13 protein-coding genes and 5 tRNA genes are annotated in these 16951 nt (G+C 39.4%); 17 read left to right on the forward strand and 1 reads right to left on the reverse strand.

Translation table 11 applies throughout. From position 1 onward, the window contains the following. Positions 1 to 401 precede the first annotated feature (401 nt). Positions 402 to 2645 carry an autotransporter outer membrane beta-barrel domain-containing protein gene (locus tag EO118_RS06340; protein ID WP_127069153.1) on the forward strand — a complete coding sequence of 748 codons (2244 nt, stop codon included), beginning with the start codon at positions 402 to 404 and terminating at the stop codon, positions 2643 to 2645. Positions 2646 to 2712: 67 nt separating this feature from the next. After that, the gene (locus EO118_RS06345; protein WP_127069154.1) at positions 2713 to 3171 is read left to right on the forward strand and encodes a low molecular weight protein-tyrosine-phosphatase; all 459 of its coding nucleotides are present in this window, start codon (positions 2713 to 2715) and stop codon (positions 3169 to 3171) included. Between the two features lie 151 nt (positions 3172 to 3322). Here EO118_RS06345 and EO118_RS06350 read toward each other — a convergent pair. Further along, positions 3323 to 3397 (reverse strand) — tRNA-Arg (locus EO118_RS06350). Between the two features lie 182 nt (positions 3398 to 3579). Here EO118_RS06350 and EO118_RS06355 point away from each other — a divergent pair. The 15 genes from EO118_RS06355 to EO118_RS06425 all read left to right on the forward strand — a co-directional run bounded on the left by EO118_RS06355 (position 3580) and on the right by EO118_RS06425 (position 16949). Further along, positions 3580 to 5121, forward strand: coding sequence for a DEAD/DEAH box helicase (locus tag EO118_RS06355; protein WP_127069155.1), 1542 nt, complete (start codon positions 3580 to 3582; stop codon positions 5119 to 5121). A gap of 133 nt (positions 5122 to 5254) precedes the next feature. After that, the gene (locus EO118_RS06360; RefSeq protein ID WP_062401787.1) at positions 5255 to 5674 is read left to right on the forward strand and encodes a Fur family transcriptional regulator; all 420 of its coding nucleotides are present in this window, start codon (positions 5255 to 5257) and stop codon (positions 5672 to 5674) included. Between the two features lie 272 nt (positions 5675 to 5946). Further along, a complete protein-coding gene (locus EO118_RS06365) occupies positions 5947 to 6792 on the forward strand; it encodes a deoxyribonuclease IV (RefSeq protein ID WP_127069156.1) in 846 nt (281 codons plus the stop codon). Positions 6793 to 6794: 2 nt separating this feature from the next. Then, positions 6795 to 8153, forward strand: coding sequence for an exonuclease SbcCD subunit D (locus tag EO118_RS06370; RefSeq protein ID WP_127069157.1), 1359 nt, complete (start codon positions 6795 to 6797; stop codon positions 8151 to 8153). Then, positions 8150 to 11314 (forward strand): AAA family ATPase, encoded by a 3165-nt coding sequence (locus tag EO118_RS06375; protein ID WP_127069158.1) that lies wholly within the window; start codon positions 8150 to 8152, stop codon positions 11312 to 11314. Before EO118_RS06370 ends, EO118_RS06375 begins: the two co-directional genes overlap by 4 nt. Before the next feature lie 63 nt (positions 11315 to 11377). Further along, the gene (locus EO118_RS06380) at positions 11378 to 11752 is read left to right on the forward strand and encodes a VOC family protein (RefSeq protein WP_127069159.1); all 375 of its coding nucleotides are present in this window, start codon (positions 11378 to 11380) and stop codon (positions 11750 to 11752) included. A 1-nt stretch (position 11753) separates the two neighbouring features. After that, positions 11754 to 12455 carry a ThiF family adenylyltransferase gene (locus tag EO118_RS06385; protein WP_127069160.1) on the forward strand — a complete coding sequence of 234 codons (702 nt, stop codon included), beginning with the start codon at positions 11754 to 11756 and terminating at the stop codon, positions 12453 to 12455. Continuing rightward, positions 12455 to 12886: a peptidylprolyl isomerase gene (locus EO118_RS06390; protein ID WP_127069161.1), complete on the forward strand. Its 432-nt coding sequence runs from the start codon at positions 12455 to 12457 to the stop codon at positions 12884 to 12886. Before EO118_RS06385 ends, EO118_RS06390 begins: the two co-directional genes overlap by 1 nt. Next, positions 12886 to 13530 (forward strand): hypothetical protein, encoded by a 645-nt coding sequence (locus tag EO118_RS06395; RefSeq protein WP_127069162.1) that lies wholly within the window; start codon positions 12886 to 12888, stop codon positions 13528 to 13530. Before EO118_RS06390 ends, EO118_RS06395 begins: the two co-directional genes overlap by 1 nt. Before the next feature lie 3 nt (positions 13531 to 13533). Beyond that, the gene (speE, locus tag EO118_RS06400; RefSeq protein ID WP_127069163.1) at positions 13534 to 14382 is read left to right on the forward strand and encodes a polyamine aminopropyltransferase; all 849 of its coding nucleotides are present in this window, start codon (positions 13534 to 13536) and stop codon (positions 14380 to 14382) included. A 337-nt stretch (positions 14383 to 14719) separates the two neighbouring features. Further along, positions 14720 to 16045 carry an FAD-containing oxidoreductase gene (locus tag EO118_RS06405; RefSeq protein ID WP_127069164.1) on the forward strand — a complete coding sequence of 442 codons (1326 nt, stop codon included), beginning with the start codon at positions 14720 to 14722 and terminating at the stop codon, positions 16043 to 16045. A 578-nt stretch (positions 16046 to 16623) separates the two neighbouring features. Further along, positions 16624 to 16699: transfer RNA gene (locus tag EO118_RS06410), tRNA-His, on the forward strand. Positions 16700 to 16705: 6 nt separating this feature from the next. After that, positions 16706 to 16780, forward strand: a tRNA-Gln gene (locus EO118_RS06415). Between the two features lie 6 nt (positions 16781 to 16786). Continuing rightward, a tRNA-Lys gene (locus EO118_RS06420) sits at positions 16787 to 16862 on the forward strand. Positions 16863 to 16874: 12 nt separating this feature from the next. Further along, positions 16875 to 16949: transfer RNA gene (locus EO118_RS06425), tRNA-Glu, on the forward strand. Positions 16950 to 16951 lie beyond the last annotated feature (2 nt).

Below are 16951 nucleotides of genomic sequence, written 5' to 3' on the forward strand. Positions count from 1 at the left end.
TTTGCATTTGTTGTAGCTAGATTGATTTGGTTCATCATTGTAGTGACTCCTTTCTTTCAATAATTGCGTTTAGTATACTCCTTTTATTTAAGTTTGGCAAGAAAAAATTCAAATTGGGCTCAAAATTAGAAGCAAATGTAAAAATGGATTCTTAAAAAGGCTGAGAATCCAGTGATATGATTATTGGGGGTTGTATCTCTACATAGTGTTTTAGAGTTTCAGTATTTATGATAATTTTATCAATTATAACTAATTAACATAATAATGCTTTACTATATAAAGTATGCATAATAGCGTATTTATAGGTATATAAGTATGTACGAAGTACAAATAACAATGTATAATGATGGTAATTTATTGATATCTATTATTGATATCTATTGTTGGTTGTGGAGGTCTTTATGAAAATTACACGTCATGTATCAGCAGTAATGGCTGCATTAGTAGTAACAGGAATGGCTTATTCCGTAATGGCTACAGATATTACTAAGTATAGTGATAAAGCAGAAAACTTAATTGGTTTATCGTTGGGCGATCAAAAGCAAACGGAACCTGCGGTTAAACATATAGAAGATACGTTAACCGTAAATGTACATGGTAAAAGCTTAATGGACACAGGTAAATCTAAAAATGTAACAGGGATTTATACTGTATTTGGATCTCAATTGACTATAGATAAAGATCTTATTGTACGATTAAAAAATGATGCACCAGCAGATAAAAAAGATTTGGGGCATTATTATATGAGTGCTGTCTATGCTGGTCTTGGTGGTAAGGTGCCACATCATAACGATAATCCTGACAGAGACTATGGTGATAGCAATATTCATGTGAAAGGCAATGTAGATATTGACGCTGTGGGGGTAGGATTGCAAGCAAATCACCGAGGCCATATTATCGTTGATGGCGGTGGTCGTATTATAACCTATCCTCTTAAAACATCAGATACCTATTCTGTTGTGGCAGAGGAGGGCGATGTATATGTGAATGCAGGTACCGATGGTAAACACCCAGGTATGAAGGATTTAGTAGCTGTTGGTAATGTGGGGTTAATTAATAAAGATTATGGTGAGAATCCAAATCTTAATGAAGCGCCAGCAAATATCGGACTAGCTTTTACAACCTCTAACTCTAGTCTTACTGGTGCTGTGTTAAATGAATATGCTGAAAGTAATAAAAATCCGCATAATTCTGGTGCCGATATATATTTACAAAATGGTGCTACTTGGAATAATGAATGGATTGGTAAGGAACGACCTACACCAAGAAAACCACGTCCATCAGGAGATGATGCAGCGTACTTATATAAAGGCAGTAAAGTTCGTAATCTTGTAGGTGGTGCAAATCCAACTGCAGCAGGTATGATTCATCCTATCGATGCTCGTCCTATTACGATTCAAAACTATAGCGGTTTTGTAAATGCTAATTATAAAACAGGTGTGCCAGCGAGCGAAGCTGGCAATGGACAAATCATTATCCAACATGCTGCTGATCATAGCCACATCACTGTACAAGGTGATAGTGCTAAGAATTTGACTGATGATGCAAGTTATCGTGCAGAAATGAAATCGTTAGCCACTAAATTACAATATACTGGGAATGATAAGAAACTAGCTGCTGCCGTTCAAGTTAATGAAGGTATTACAAGACCGGCTGCTATGATTGAACTTGGTACAAATGCATTTGATGCACAAGGTAATCTTGTTGTTGCTGATATGGCGACTGTAACACATGCTAGTGAATCTTCGGTAGTAAATAGTACGAAATCTGCTCTTGTCTCTACAGCGATGGCTTGGAGTGATACTACGAACGATTTACAACGTCGTTTAGGGGATCTTCGTTTGGCTACTACGAATGATGGTGTATGGGCCAAATACATCGGAGGCGAATCTAAAATGACAGAGGGTACCGATGCTCATATGAGATATAATGGTGTACAAATTGGGTATGATCATAAGGTATCCAATGGTTGGACTCTAGGTGGCGCTCTACATTACAGTACCTCTAGCAACTCTTATGGTATTGGTAATGGAGACAGTAAAATCAGTGGTATTGGATTATATGGTACCAAGCAACATGATGATGGAAGTTACTTAGATGTCATTGCTCGTGTAAACCGCTTGTCCAATAATTACAAATTTTACCTCGAAGAGAAACAACAATTGAATGGTGATTATCATACATTTGGTACCTCTTTCAGTGTTGAATACGGTAAACGTATTAAGAAACAACATGGTTTCTACATGGATCCTAGTGTAGAATTGATTGTAGGTCGTTTGAACGGCGTATCCTATGATGCTAATATTGTTAATGGTGGATCTATGCATGTGAAAGCTGATGCTGTTAACTCTGCAGTAGGTCGATTGGGATTTGGCATTGGCAGAGAAACAGAAACATCCAACATCTTTGCAAAACTCGCATTGGCTCATGAATTCTCTAGTAAGGTCAATACGACATATTCCGCACCAGGTAATCCAACGGTACATACAGAACTTGATTTGAAAGATACATGGCTTGATGCTGAAATTGGGGGCTCCTGGAGCGTTCGTCCAAGTACATATGTATATGGTACATTCACTAAAAATTTTGGTGCTACTATAGACAATACATGGCGTATTGATGCGGGAGTACGACATAACTTCTAATTACATCTTGCACTAATAGTCCTTATAGCGTATGCTGTAAGGACTATTAGTATGTAAGGAGGTCAGTATGATAAAAGTCTTATTCATCTGTCACGGTAATATTTGTCGCTCTACGATGGCAGAGTTTTATATGAAGTATATCGTTAACAAGGCGGGTTTAACGAATTCTATTTATATTGAGTCCGCAGCTACATCTCGTGAGGAGATAGGAAACGATACCCATTATGGAACTAAACAAAAATTAGATGAAATGGATATTCCTTATACTCGTCGCAAGGCCCGACAAGTGACGATGGATGATTATCGTAATTTTGATTACCTCATTATTATGGATGAAAATAATGCACGAAACTTGCGTCTCATTATCGATGATGATGTTGACCATAAGGTGTATAAGGCTATGGCCTTTGTTGGAGAAAGTCGAGACGTAAAGGACCCTTGGTATACGGGAAATTTTGACGAAACCTATGATGATATAAGCCGTAGCTGTGATGCCTTATTAGATCTGATCAAAGAGCAATTATAAGAAAAAAGATAATGTAATAAGCCCCCAATAGTATCTGAATTAGATATAACATTGGGGGGTTCGGTTTTTATGGAAATTCAAATTGGGCTCAAAATTGGGCTCAAATGCAAAAAATGGATTCTCAACAACTATGAGAATCCAGTCATATCAATGGTGCGCCTAGCAGGAATCGAACCTGCGCACCCGGTTCCGGAGACCGGCGCTCTATCCCCTGAGCTATAGGCGCATGTATACCGTTAAAGTATACCATGAAATACTAGGGAGTACAATAGGGAGAAGATAGCACATACTACATTGAAAGTTATCGATTTCTATCATACTCTCGTATACAAGGACATCTCAATTGTGTTATAATATACTAATTCGCATGATACATATACAAGATTTTAAAGGAGGACCCTTTTATATATGCAAATTAAATTTGAAGATTTACACATTAGCGAACCCATTTTACGAGCTTTAAACGACATGGGGTTTGAAGAGCCTACACCGATTCAACGTGAAGCGATTCCAGTGGCGAAGTCTGGTCAAGACATGATTGGTCAAGCACAAACTGGTACTGGTAAAACAGCTGCTTTTGGTATCCCAGCGTTGGAGCAAGTGGATCCAACGATCCAAGATCCACAAGTATTAATTCTTTCGCCGACTCGTGAGTTAGCCATCCAAGTGGCGGAAGAATTAAATAAAATGGCGCAACATACAAATATTCAAGCTTTGCCAATTTATGGTGGACAAGATATTGGGCGTCAATTCCGTATGTTGAAAAAACATCCACAAGTGATTGTAGCAACACCTGGTCGTTTGATGGACCACATGGAACGTAAATCTATTTTTTTTGACCATGTAAAAGTTGTCATTTTGGATGAAGCAGATGAAATGTTAAACATGGGCTTCGTAGATGACATCAATAAAATTTTGACAGCTGTTCCAGAAGAACGTCAAACATTATTGTTCTCTGCTACCATGCCAAAAGCAATCCAAGAATTAGCGGAAACATATTTAACAGAGCCAACATTAATCCGTATGAAACCGACACAAGTCACAATGGATTTAATCGAGCAATACTATATCGAAGTACAAGATCGTCAAAAATTTGATGTATTGTGCCGTTTGCTAGATATCCAAGCTCCAGAATTGGCAATTGTCTTCGGTCGTACAAAACGCCGTGTAGACGAAGTAACAGAAGCGTTGAAAAAACGTGGTTACATGGCAGAAGGCATTCATGGTGATTTGTCCCAACAAAAACGTGACTCTGTGATTCGTCAATTCCGTGAAGGTACTATCGATATCTTAGTAGCGACAGACGTAGCGGCTCGTGGATTAGATATTAGCGGCGTCACACATGTATATAACTATGATTTACCACAAGATCCTGAAAGCTATGTACACCGTGTAGGTCGTACTGGTCGTGCTGGTAAAGCAGGCGTAGCGATGACATTTGTTATCCCTCGTGAAATTGAGCATTTACATGCCATTGAACGTTTGACAAAACGTAAGATTGCTCGTCGTAAAGCTCCATCCTTGGGTGAAGTATTAGAAGGACAACAAAAAATTGCAGTAGAGAAGTTAATTGCTTTAGCAGATAATCGTGAAGAATTAGCAAGCTATCGTTCTAGTGCAGAAGAATTGTTGAATGATATCGATTCTGTTACTTTATTAGCGGCTGCTTTGAAATTGTTGACAAAAGAGCCAGACACAACACCGGTAAGCATCACAGAAGAAGCGCCACTTCGCGTGCGTCGTCGACGTGACGGTGGACGTCGTGATGGCCGTCGCCGTGACGATCGTCGTAGAGATGGTCGACGTCGTGATGACCGCCGTGATGGAGATAGAAGACGCTCTAGTCGTGACCGTAATCAACGTTCCAATAGCGGAGAACGCCGTTCCCGTGATGGACAAAAACAACAAAAACATCAAGGTAGCGGTTTCAAACCATATTTTAAAGATTAATTTTGTCAAGAGACGATATTTAAAATTAACGAATTCTGATTATTGTTTGGGAATGAACTTTCTGATATAATATTAATAGAGTTACAGTGTTTTAATCTCACAGTTTTGCTTCCAAGTGGAAAGGATGTGCGTTATGGATATTGCACAAAAATTGCGAGAAGAAGGTTATAAAGTAACGCCACAGCGTATTGCTATTTATAATGTTCTTTACGCAGAAAACAACCATCCCACTGCGGAAATGATCTACCAAAGTTTACGGGAAGACCATCCAAGTATGAGCTTGGCAACTGTATATAAAACGATGGAGATTTTTGAACGCATTGGTATAGTTCGTGTCTTAGACTTGGGCGATGATTGTAGCCGATATGATTGGGATACAAGAAATCATCCGCACGTACGTTGTACAATGTGTAATCGCATTAACGATTTACATGATGTACAAGTCAATTGTCTAAGAGAAGAAGTGGCACGCCACAGTGAATATGAAATTACAGGACTTCATGTGTCTTTTGAAGGCATTTGTCCAGAATGTTTGCGTAAAAGCTCACATTAATTAGTAATGGAAACCGTCTAGTCTTAGATTAGAAACAGCTCAATAAGGGATAATTGCTTATAATAAACAATTATCCCTTATTTTTATATCTATATAAGTCTTATTGGCTCATGATATACTTACTAGTAGAATAGTGTGTCATAAAGATGAAACCATGTAGGTGTGCTAGTACAGGAAATGCTTTGTAGAGATAGAAGTTAATAAGAACACAGTTTACAATATGGTAGAGATTAGAGTTAATTATACAGAATATTAGTAATAAGGAGTTATACATGAGTCAATTAACAATTGGATGTCATTTATCCATTAGCAAAGGATATTTACATATGGGAAAAGAGGCACTGTCTATTGGTGCCAATACATTTCAATATTTTACGAGAAATCCTCGTGGTGGTAAGGCACGTGCCTTTGACGAAGCAGATATGAAAGCCTTAGATGCATTCCTAAAAGAGCATCAATTTGGTAAATTATTAGGACATGCGCCATACACATTAAATGCTTGCGCCGCAGATCCAGGACTCCGTGAATTTGCAAAAAATTCTATGCGTGAAGATTTAGAGCGATTGGAATATTTGCCAGGACATTTATATAACTTTCATCCAGGTAGCCATGTGAAACAAGGTGTGGACCAAGGTATCGAATATATCGTAGACATGTTAAATGAAGTGATTTTTCCAGGTATGAAAACTACCGTTCTATTAGAAGCTATGGCAGGGAAAGGTACGGAAGTAGGTCGTAATTTTGAAGAGTTAGCACGTATTATTGATGGAGTAAAACACAAAGAATACATTGGTGTTTGTGTGGATACTTGTCATATTCATGAAGGTGGATACGATATCATTGAAAATTTAGATGGTGTGCTGGAGGAGTTTGATCATTTTGTAGGCTTGGATAGAATCCATGCGGTGCATTTGAACGACTCCAAAAATCCTAGAGGCGCACATAAAGATCGTCATGAAAAAATTGGAGAAGGGCATATTGGTATTGAGGCCATTGCTAACTTTATTACCCACCCAAAATTACGTCATCTACCATTTTATTTAGAAACACCAAATGAGTTAGATGGATATGCAAAAGAAATTTCTATCTTACGGGAGATTTATGCAAACGAGGTGTAAGTATGCGCATACTACATACAGCAGACTGGCATTTGGGACGACTATTTTATAATGAACATTTAACAACAGACCAAGCCCATGTGCTGGAACACCAATTCTTTCCTTTGTTGAAAGAGGAAAAGATTGATTTAGTAGTACTCGGTGGGGATGTCTTTGACCGCTCGGTGCCACCTATTGAGGCTATTGAGTTGTGGGATTCTGTACTCCATCGATTAGCCTTTACAGAGAAGATTCCCATGGTAGCTATTTCAGGTAATCACGACAGTGGACCACGGCTTGCTATGGGGCGTAGTGCCTGGAAAACACATGGCATCCATTTGCTAGGACATGCCCACCAAGGCATGAAACCCATAACATTTCAAGATGCACATGGTCAACTTGATGTGTGGGCATTACCTTATGGAGAAGTGCGAGACATACAGACAGAACTGAATCGAGTAGGTATTGTTGGTGAAACCATAGAGTCTACAATGAATGTCGGATCTAGTAAGCCTAGCAAGAAACGTCGAGTTAAATGTGAATCAGCAGATTTATTTGCTTCTTTAAGTGATGAAAGCATTACGAATCTAAACAATTCCTCTTATATAGATAATACTGATATTTCTAGTATCGATGCTGTGGAAAATGATATACGCATTGATACAAACAAATACAACATGACTATTGCAGATGCGTATCAACAGTGGGCATCCTATGCGACGAGTCGTTCACAGCGCTATCGCAGTCTTTGTCTAGCCCATGCCTTTGTGGCAGGTGGTACTGAAAGTGAATCGGAGCGCCCTCTGTTAGTGGGTGGATCAGTACAAGTGCCGACCACGGTATTTAAAGACTTCCACTATACGGCATTGGGGCATTTACATAAACCACAACGAATTGGGACGGACCATATTCGCTATAGTGGTTCTTTGTTGACGTATTCCTTTGATGAGGTGGGGTATAGCAAAAGTTTCACTATCGTTGATATGGATAGTAAGGGGGCTACAACCATCAGTGAAATTCCTATTGTAGGGCGTCGACAGTTTGTAAGCCTTACCGGTTATTTTGATGACTTACTAGCTAATGAAAGTCTGCATACACAGCATCATAATGATTATGTGGAAATACGATTGTTAGATACGGCACCTGTAGTGGATGGGATGCGGCGCTTGCGAAAAGTATTTCCTTACTGTATGCGATTAGAATTGGTAGGTCGCATGGAAGTGGTGCGAGATACAACGGGAGCTAAACGATTTAAGGAATTAAATGAACGAGATTTGTTCGCTCAATTTGCCAAGGAAGCTAGGAATGAAGAGCTTTCACAAGAAGAATTAGACTTTATGGAAGGTTTGTGGCATCGTGTATTAAGGGAGGAAGAAGCATGAGACCCTTACGATTGGAAATGACTGCCTTTGGGCCCTATCCTAAGGAAGTAATCCTTGATTTTGCTGTGTTGTCTAATCAATCTATGTTTTTGATTACAGGGCCTACAGGGGCAGGTAAAACAAGCATATTGGATGCCATTGTGTATGCTCTGTATGGTCAAACGAGTGGTGGTCTTCGTGATGGATCAGATATGCGCAGTGATTATGCAGATGCCATAACACCTACATCAGTGATGTTTGAGTTTAAAGTAGGTGACCACCGGTATCGGATGGAACGAACGCCGAAGCAAGAATTGCTGAAAAAGCGTGGTACTGGTACAAGGACCGTATTGGCTACGGCTGCCATCAGTGAATGGATTGATGATGAATGGAAATTACTTACTACGAAAGCCCAAGAAATCCGTGACTATGTGCAACAGATTATCGGATTTCGAGTGGACCAATTTTTACAAGTTGTCCTACTACCACAAGGTGATTTTAGAAAATTATTAGTGGCGCCTACATCAGAACGGGAAGTGCTATTACATACGATTTTTAAAACTTCAGTATATAAACGCATGCAAGACCTACTGAAAGAAGAACTGGCCAAGGCTACCGTAGGGATTCAAGATACATTGCAAAAGGTTGAGTTTTTGCTGAGTACCTACACAGTAGATACGTTGCAGGACTTAGTGGCGTTAGTGGAAGAAGAACGTAAGTACTTAATTGAACGTGAAGGGGAACGCAAGGAGAAGCAACACCAATATGAATCATTGCAAGTGGCCTATGTAAAGCATGAAAATTACGCCCATTTATTAGCGCGCAAGGAGCAGTATAGTAAGGCTTTAGCTAGTCATAAAGAGGGGGAAAAAGAACATATTGCATTAGGGGAAACGATTGACCGTTGGGAACGGTTGGAAAAAATTCGCATTCCTCTGAATCAATATGAGAAGTTACAAGGTACTTTCAATACAAATAAAGAAAAGCTGGACATATTAGAAACATCTTTGCAATCTGTAGCTGTATTGTTACAAAGTTTGGATTGTAAGCGTGAACAGCTAGAAATGCAAGCGGACACGTATGCAAAGCAAAAAGAGCAATATCACCAATTGCAGGCCTTGCAACAAGAAGTGGAACGGTATGGTGAACTCTTGGAGAAACGGACTGCATTAGAGGTGGACCAAGTGCAAAAGATACAGCAACAAGGTGGAGTGCAGGAGATATTGGCAGCAAGTCAAACCAATATAGAAATGCAGCGCCAGTGCTTAGAAGAAATGAATCTTAAGTTACAAAGTTATACTTCTTTAGGTGAGGAAAAATTATGTACTAGTGAACTGAAGAGTTGGTGGGATTCCTTAAAGGGTGTAGTAGATAAATTGTGTAGTGCTTGGGAGACTCAAACTGTGTATAGTAAGCAGTTGGAGGAGGAACGACAGGCCTGTAAGACTCGTGAAGGACTATATCATCATAATGAGCAATTATTGCGACAACACCAAGCTTATGAAGTGAGTTTGCAATTGGAAGAACAAGCGCCATGTCCTGTATGTGGTTCCCTCGACCATCCACAGTTAGCACAAGCTCCATCGGAAGAGATTGTACGTGAAACGGTAGATAGACTCCGCCGAGAGTTCCAAGTTAGTCAAACACAGGTGGCAACGATAGAAACTAAGTTAGCTCACAGTGAAGAAGAAGTAGAACGATATAGTAAAGAATGGAATCGTCTATGCGAAACCTACCCAAAAGTTACAGAAGATGTTCAAAGAGAATCTATACTGCGCTTGGGTCGGATATTGGAAACAGCTATAAAAGTCAAGGAAATAGACATGGTAGCTGAACGCCTCCAATGGTGGCAGAAAACTGTGGATATAGAAATAATAGACCAGACTTTCAAAGAGATACAAAAAGAGTTAGTGAATGCAGAAAAGGATAAAATAGAGTTAGAAACAAAACTCAGTACATTGCAAACAGAATTGCAAGCAGTAGAAGCTAACTTTCATGCCAAACAACTAGAACTGACAATCTTAATAGGTCAAATAGAAACGATAAGTCAAGATGTTCAGCATATAACAACAGAAATACATCGTATTGAAAAGAGTATAGCCCCTTTCACAGTGGATACGTATATGATGGAACTGAAAGGATTGTCGGATGCTTTGAAGCGATATGAAGCGGACTGTAAAGCGGTAGAGGAAGAACGACAAATGAGTCAAGCAAAACAGGCTGCACTCACTGCAGAAGTAGGTGCCCTCAGAGAGCACAAAGTGCGCATGAAACAGGATATAGAAAGTTTGAGCAAGGATATTGAACAAGTATTAGCAGCGGAATCTCTTACCATCGATACATTTAAAAAGGAATCTCATGCATTTGATACATTGCCAGCATGGAAAGAAACCTTTAATGCCTATAACAGTGAAACATTACGGTTAAACTCCTTGTTAGAAGAAGTGAAAAATGATTTAGCTAGTTATGCCACTGCACCAAAGGAAATAGACAAAGAATCGGTTGACGGCTTACAGCAAGAATTGAAAGATTTAGGGGAAGTCATTGGTACTTTAAAATCGCAAGTGACTGGTAAGGAAAAAACTATCCAAGAGATTTCAGAGTTAGAAGCGACTACCAAAGAGTTGTCGGACCGTCGGGCCTTTATTTTTGGGTTAGCTGATTTAGCGAATGGCGGAGATTCAGGTATGAAAGGTGTCAGTTTTGAACGCTACGTGCTGGGTGCTATCCTGGAAGAAGTATTGAGTGCAGCAAACTTACGACTTCATGATATGAGTCGTGGTCGTTATCGACTAGAACGATCATTAGAGGAAGGAGGCCGTGGTGCCCGAGGATTGGACATTGCTGTCTTTGATGCCTATACAGGGGCGAGCCGTCCTGCCAATACTCTGTCCGGTGGGGAAACCTTCTTGGCATCTTTAGGGCTGTCTATGGGATTAGCAGATGTGATCCAATCCTATGCAGGGGGCATTCATCTAGACACTATGTTTATTGATGAAGGTTTTGGTACTTTGGATCCAGATACATTAGATGTGGCAATGGAAACGCTAGTGGCATTGCAATCCCAAGGTCGATTGGTGGGGATTATATCTCATGTACCAGAATTGCAACAACAAATTGGTGCACACTTGGTGGTGACAAAAACCGATGAGGGAAGCAGGGCTTACTTTCAAGTACAGTGATTGTATTCCCTTGGTACCTATGTTAGAATAATACTGTTATTTACTAGGAATTAAGGAGGAAGTATGAAATTTAGCTTTGCTCATAATAATATTAATGTGAAAGATTTGGATAAGAGTCTATCCTTTTACAAAGAAGCCTTAGGATTAGAAGAAGTAGACCATATTGATGGAGAAGATGGATCTTTTAAAATTGTCTATCTAGGAGACGGTACTAATCCTCATCGTTTAGAATTAACATGGTTGCGTGATTGGGATCGTCCTTACAATTTAGGTGACAATGAATTTCATGTGGCATTCTATGTAGATGATTATGAAGGTGCTTTGGCAAAACATAAGGCTATGAATTGTGTAGTCTATGAAAACGAAGCGATGGGTATCTATTTTATCGCTGACCCAGATGGATATTGGACTGAAATTATACCGGCAGGAGCCTATTAATATGGAGCATATGTTAACTCGCCTACAATGGTTGGTAGGGGAAGAAAAAATTAAAACTTTGCAGGGTAAGAAAGTCTTGCTATTTGGATGCGGTGGTGTTGGCTCTTTTGCGTTAGAAGCGTTAGTGCGTTCAGGTGTTGGTCATATTGTCATTGTTGATGGCGACCAAGTAACGATGAGTAATATTAATCGCCAACTTATTGCGTTGCCAAGCACTGTGGGTCGACGCAAGGTAGAGGTGGCAAAAGAACGAGCCTTAGCAATCAATCCTAATCTACATATTGAAGCCTATGATATGATCTATACTGGTGAAAGTCATCCAAATTTCATCACCGATATTACCCCGGATTTTGTGATTGATGCTATCGATATGGTAAGTGCTAAACTATCTATCATTGAAACGTGTTATAATAGTCATATACCATGTATATCTTCTATGGGCACAGGTAACAAAATGTGGCCAGACCAATTGAAGATTACAGATATTAGTAAGACCCATACATGCCCATTGGCGAAGGTGATGCGTAAAGAATTACGTCGTCGTGGCATTAAAAAGCAAACTGTATTATTTTCAACAGAACAACCGATGACACCGAACCGAGATGACGATTCTAGAAGTCCAGGTTCCTGCGGTTTTGTTCCGTCTGTAGCAGGATTGCATTTAGCGGGTCACGTGATTAGAACTTTTTTGGAGGTACAGTAATGAAAAAGGCAATTATTCATATGGAATACGGTGACATTGTTATCGAATTATTTGAAAACGAAGCTCCTGGCACAGTAGCTAACTTTGTAAAATTAATCAAAGAAGGTTTCTACGATACTTTGAAATTCCATCGTGTCATCCCTGGTTTCGTAGCACAAGGTGGTTGCCCAATGGGGACTGGCGTAGGTGGCCCTGGTTACACAATTCCTTGTGAAACTAAAGGCAACCCGCATAAACATGTTCGTGGCGCTTTGTCTATGGCTCATCGTGGACCTAACACAGGAGGTAGCCAATTCTTTATCGTCTATGAACCACAACCTCATTTAGATGGTGTTCATACTGTATTCGGACAAGTTATTGAAGGTATGGATGTAGTGGATAAAATCCAACAAGGCGACCGTATGCAAACTGTTGAGGTAGTAGAAGACTAATGGCAGGAATCAAACGCTATCGTATTGAACATCCTGAATGGTTGCAAGTGAAAAAGGATGGGAATTTTTCCTATGGGTATGACCAAGAATGGTATGCAGATGCGTGGAAACGCTTAGCAGGTTGTGGACCGACTACGGCTACACAGGTGATTTCCTATGTGCTTTTCCGTGATGGTCATTTACCTGTGGAGACTGCTGCAGACGGAGACCAAGCCTTGGAACGTATGAATCAGGTATGGGAATACGTGCGCCCTCGTTATGGTGGTGGACTCTATAAAAGTACTTGGTGGGAACAAGGTGTCAACCAATATATGGCAGATAGTAATCTGCCATATACCGTGAAACGATTGCCGATTTTTCCTCTGAAAGGAAGCCCTTATACGGTAGAGGAAGTAACAGCCTTTATTCAACGTGGTTTGGAACAAGATTGTCCTGTCGCATTTTTGAATCGTCATCGTGGACAGGAAGAGGGTCTATCTACATGGCATTGGGTTCCTATCGTATCCATGCAAGTCAACAATGATGACACACGATGTGTTGTCTATGATGAAGGTATGGAACGAACTTTTTCCCTACGCCGTTGGTTACGAGATAATTTGCTGGGTGGAGCTTTTTTATACATCCAGCCACAATGTGAGGAGTAAGACATGACACAATGGATTAAAGAAATGCAATCCCCTCATCTTGCGTTATGCGCAGAAGTGGATGAAATTTTATATTCTGGAAAATCCGACTTTCAAACGATTGAAGTCGCTCATAGTTTAGAATACGGTAATATGCTTGTTTTGGATGGTGTGTTTCAAACATCGGAACGAGAAGAATTTGTGTATCATGAAATGATGAGCCACATTCCGTTATTCCTACATCCAAATCCTAAGCACGTACTGATCATCGGTGGTGGTGATGGTGGTGTTGCTAGAGAATGTGTACGACATAGCTGTGTAGAAACAGTGACAATGGTTGAAATCGATGGTAAAGTAGTGGAATTAGCAAAACAGTATTTGCCATCTATTGCTGATGCAATGATCCGCCAAGATCCAAAATTGACAGTAACTATTGGTGACGGTATTGGTCATGTAGCGGAAAAAGAAAATTTCTATGATGTAATCATCGTAGATTGCTCGGATCCAATCGGTCCTGGTGAAGGTTTATTTACAGAAGAATTTTACAAAAATACCTATCGTGCATTGAAGGAAGACGGGCTGTTTGTACAACAAACAGAATCTCCAGTGATGCACCAACAATTAGTATCTGACGTGTTCTACTATGTGAATAAACATTTCCCTGTGACTCGTCTATATACAGCATTTATTCCGTTGTACCCGACAGGTATGCATTGCTTTACTATGGGATCTAAGAAACATGACCCATTAGAATGGGATCCAAATCGTGCTCAAGATTTTACAACTAAATACTATAACTATGGCATCCAAAAATCTGCTTTCGTATTGCCAACATTTGTAAAACAATACTTACAAGCTCGAATCGCAGAATAAATCCTTTACCTAGGAGTGCTATAGATTCGAAGTTATGGACTAGCACTTTCCTCGTGAAAGTGCTAGTTTTGCGTATGGGCGTTACCATCGAATAGGGTTGATATTCAAAATAATAGGTAAACTTATGGTATGTTTGTGAAGTAGATATATTACAATATAGTCGTTAAGTGCAACTGGTGTAGCGTAACTCTTTATAACTATAAAGCTTGAAAAAATATTTGTGATATATAGTATTGAAATTCCTAGTGAATAGGTATACAATAAGAACAATATTGTAGTTACAATGAAATATATAATACACTTTTATTCATGTGAATTAACAAAAGGGGAGACTATAATGAAACAATACGACTTACTCGTTATCGGCTTCGGTAAAGCTGGCAAAACATTAGCTGCCACATTTGGCAAAGAAGGAAAGCAAGTAGCTTTAATTGAACAAGATCCAGCTATGTATGGTGGTACATGCATTAATATCGGATGTATCCCTACAAAAACAATGATCGTAGGCGCTGATAAAGGTAAAAACTACGAAGCAGCGAAAGCAACTCGTGATACAGTAGTAGGCAAATTAAATGCAAAAAACTTAAACATGTTAACATCCAATCCAAATGTAACGGTGTACACTGGTCATGGTAAATTTGTTTCCAATAAAGAAGTAGAAGTAACAACAGCAGACGGTGTGGAAACATTGACGGCTGAAATTATTATCATTAATACAGGTGCTACTAATGTAGTGCTTCCAATTCCAGGGCTATCTACATCTAAATTTGTATATAACAGTACTGAACTACAAGCGCTACATACATTGCCAAAACGGTTAGGTATCATTGGCTGCGGTAATATCGGCATTGAGTTTGCTAATCTATACGCGCGATTAGGTGCTGAAGTAACTGCTTTTGAAAGTGGGGACAGAATTTTAAAACGTGAAGATGCAGATGTAGCTGCCTTGGCACAACAATATCTAGAAGAAGATGGCATCCGATTCCACTTTAACGCTGTCACAAAAGAAATTAAAAACGTAGGTGATACTGTGGTAGTGGTGACTGAAAGTGGAGAAGAGTTTGTTTTCGATGCGCTGTTACATGCTACAGGTCGTAAAGCAAATACAGAAGGTCTTGGCTTAGAGCATACAGATATTCAAGTTCGTCCTAATGGTTCTATCGTAACAGATGAAACATTGATGACAGCTGTTCCTAAGGTATTTGCTGTAGGCGATGTAAACGGAGGTCAACAATTTACATATGTATCTTTAGATGACTTCCGCATTGTCAATCGTGTATTGCATGGGGATGAAAGTTATACATTAGGTAATCGTTCACACGTGCCATATTCTACTTTCATTACACCTGCTTTATCCCATGTAGGTTTACATGAAGAAGAGGCGAAGGCACAATACCCAAATGCTGTAACAGCGGTATTACCAGTGAACAATATGCCACGTCATGCAGTCAATCAAGATCCACGTGGTGTATTTAAATTAACAGTAAATAAGGATACTGGTTTGATCCTAGGTGCTACTTTGTTTGGTAAAAATTCCGAAGAGTTAATTAACATCATTAAAATGGCGATGGACAACGATATTAAGTATACATACTTACGTGACCAAATCTTTACACATCCAACAATGGGTGAAAACCTAAATGATTTAGCTAAGCTAATTTAATAAAGAGCTTACCAATGATATAAGATAGTAGTAGAATATTAGGTGCTACGTAATCCCTTAATATATCAAAAAAATGTACGGCAAAAGAGGAATAGTAAAATAGTCCCAAAATAACTAGAGGAGTGTTGATAGCAAATAATCAACATTCCTTTAATTTTGTATATAGTAAGTAAAACATACAAAACTAAACTATAGACTATCTTAATAATCTATTACGGTTGATAGTGAGGAATATCTATAGATGAGATGAATGTTGAAAATATACTTTGAATTAGCAGGTAACAAAAGTAAAATACAAGTATATAAGAGAAAATGGTGATAGAAATGTAAGTGGAAATAGAAAGAGTACTCCATGATAAAAATAGAAAATAAAATATTAAAAAGGGGTTTACAAGAAAAAGATTATTTGATATACTTTAAAAACATCAGCGGTGCTCATGTCATGACCTAATGGTTAGCATGAGATAGTAGAACAGTTAAAAAAGTTTTTTAAAAAGTGGTTGACACAAAAAACATTAACTGATATACTAAATATCGTTGTAAGGCACGATAGTGCTAAACAGAATAAATATCCTGTGGTGGGTATGGTGAAGCGGTTAACACGGCGGATTGTGGCTCCGTTATGCATGGGTTCGATCCCCATTACTCACCCCACAACACAGGGGTGTAGCCAAGCGGTAAGGCATCGGACTTTGACTCCGACATGCGATGGTTCGATCCCATCCACCCCTGCCATTTTATGACCCACTAGCTCAGTTGGCAGAGCACCTGACTTTTAATCAGGGTGTCCCGCGTTCGAGTCGCGGGTGGGTCACCATTTACTCAACATGGCCCGTTGGTCAAGCGGTTAAGACACCGCCCTTTCACGGCGGTATCGGGGGTTCGATTCCCCCACGGGTCACCATA

The sequence above is a fragment of the Veillonella sp. 3891 genome, from assembly GCF_003992315.1.
Taxonomy (GTDB): domain Bacteria; phylum Bacillota; class Negativicutes; order Veillonellales; family Veillonellaceae; genus F0422.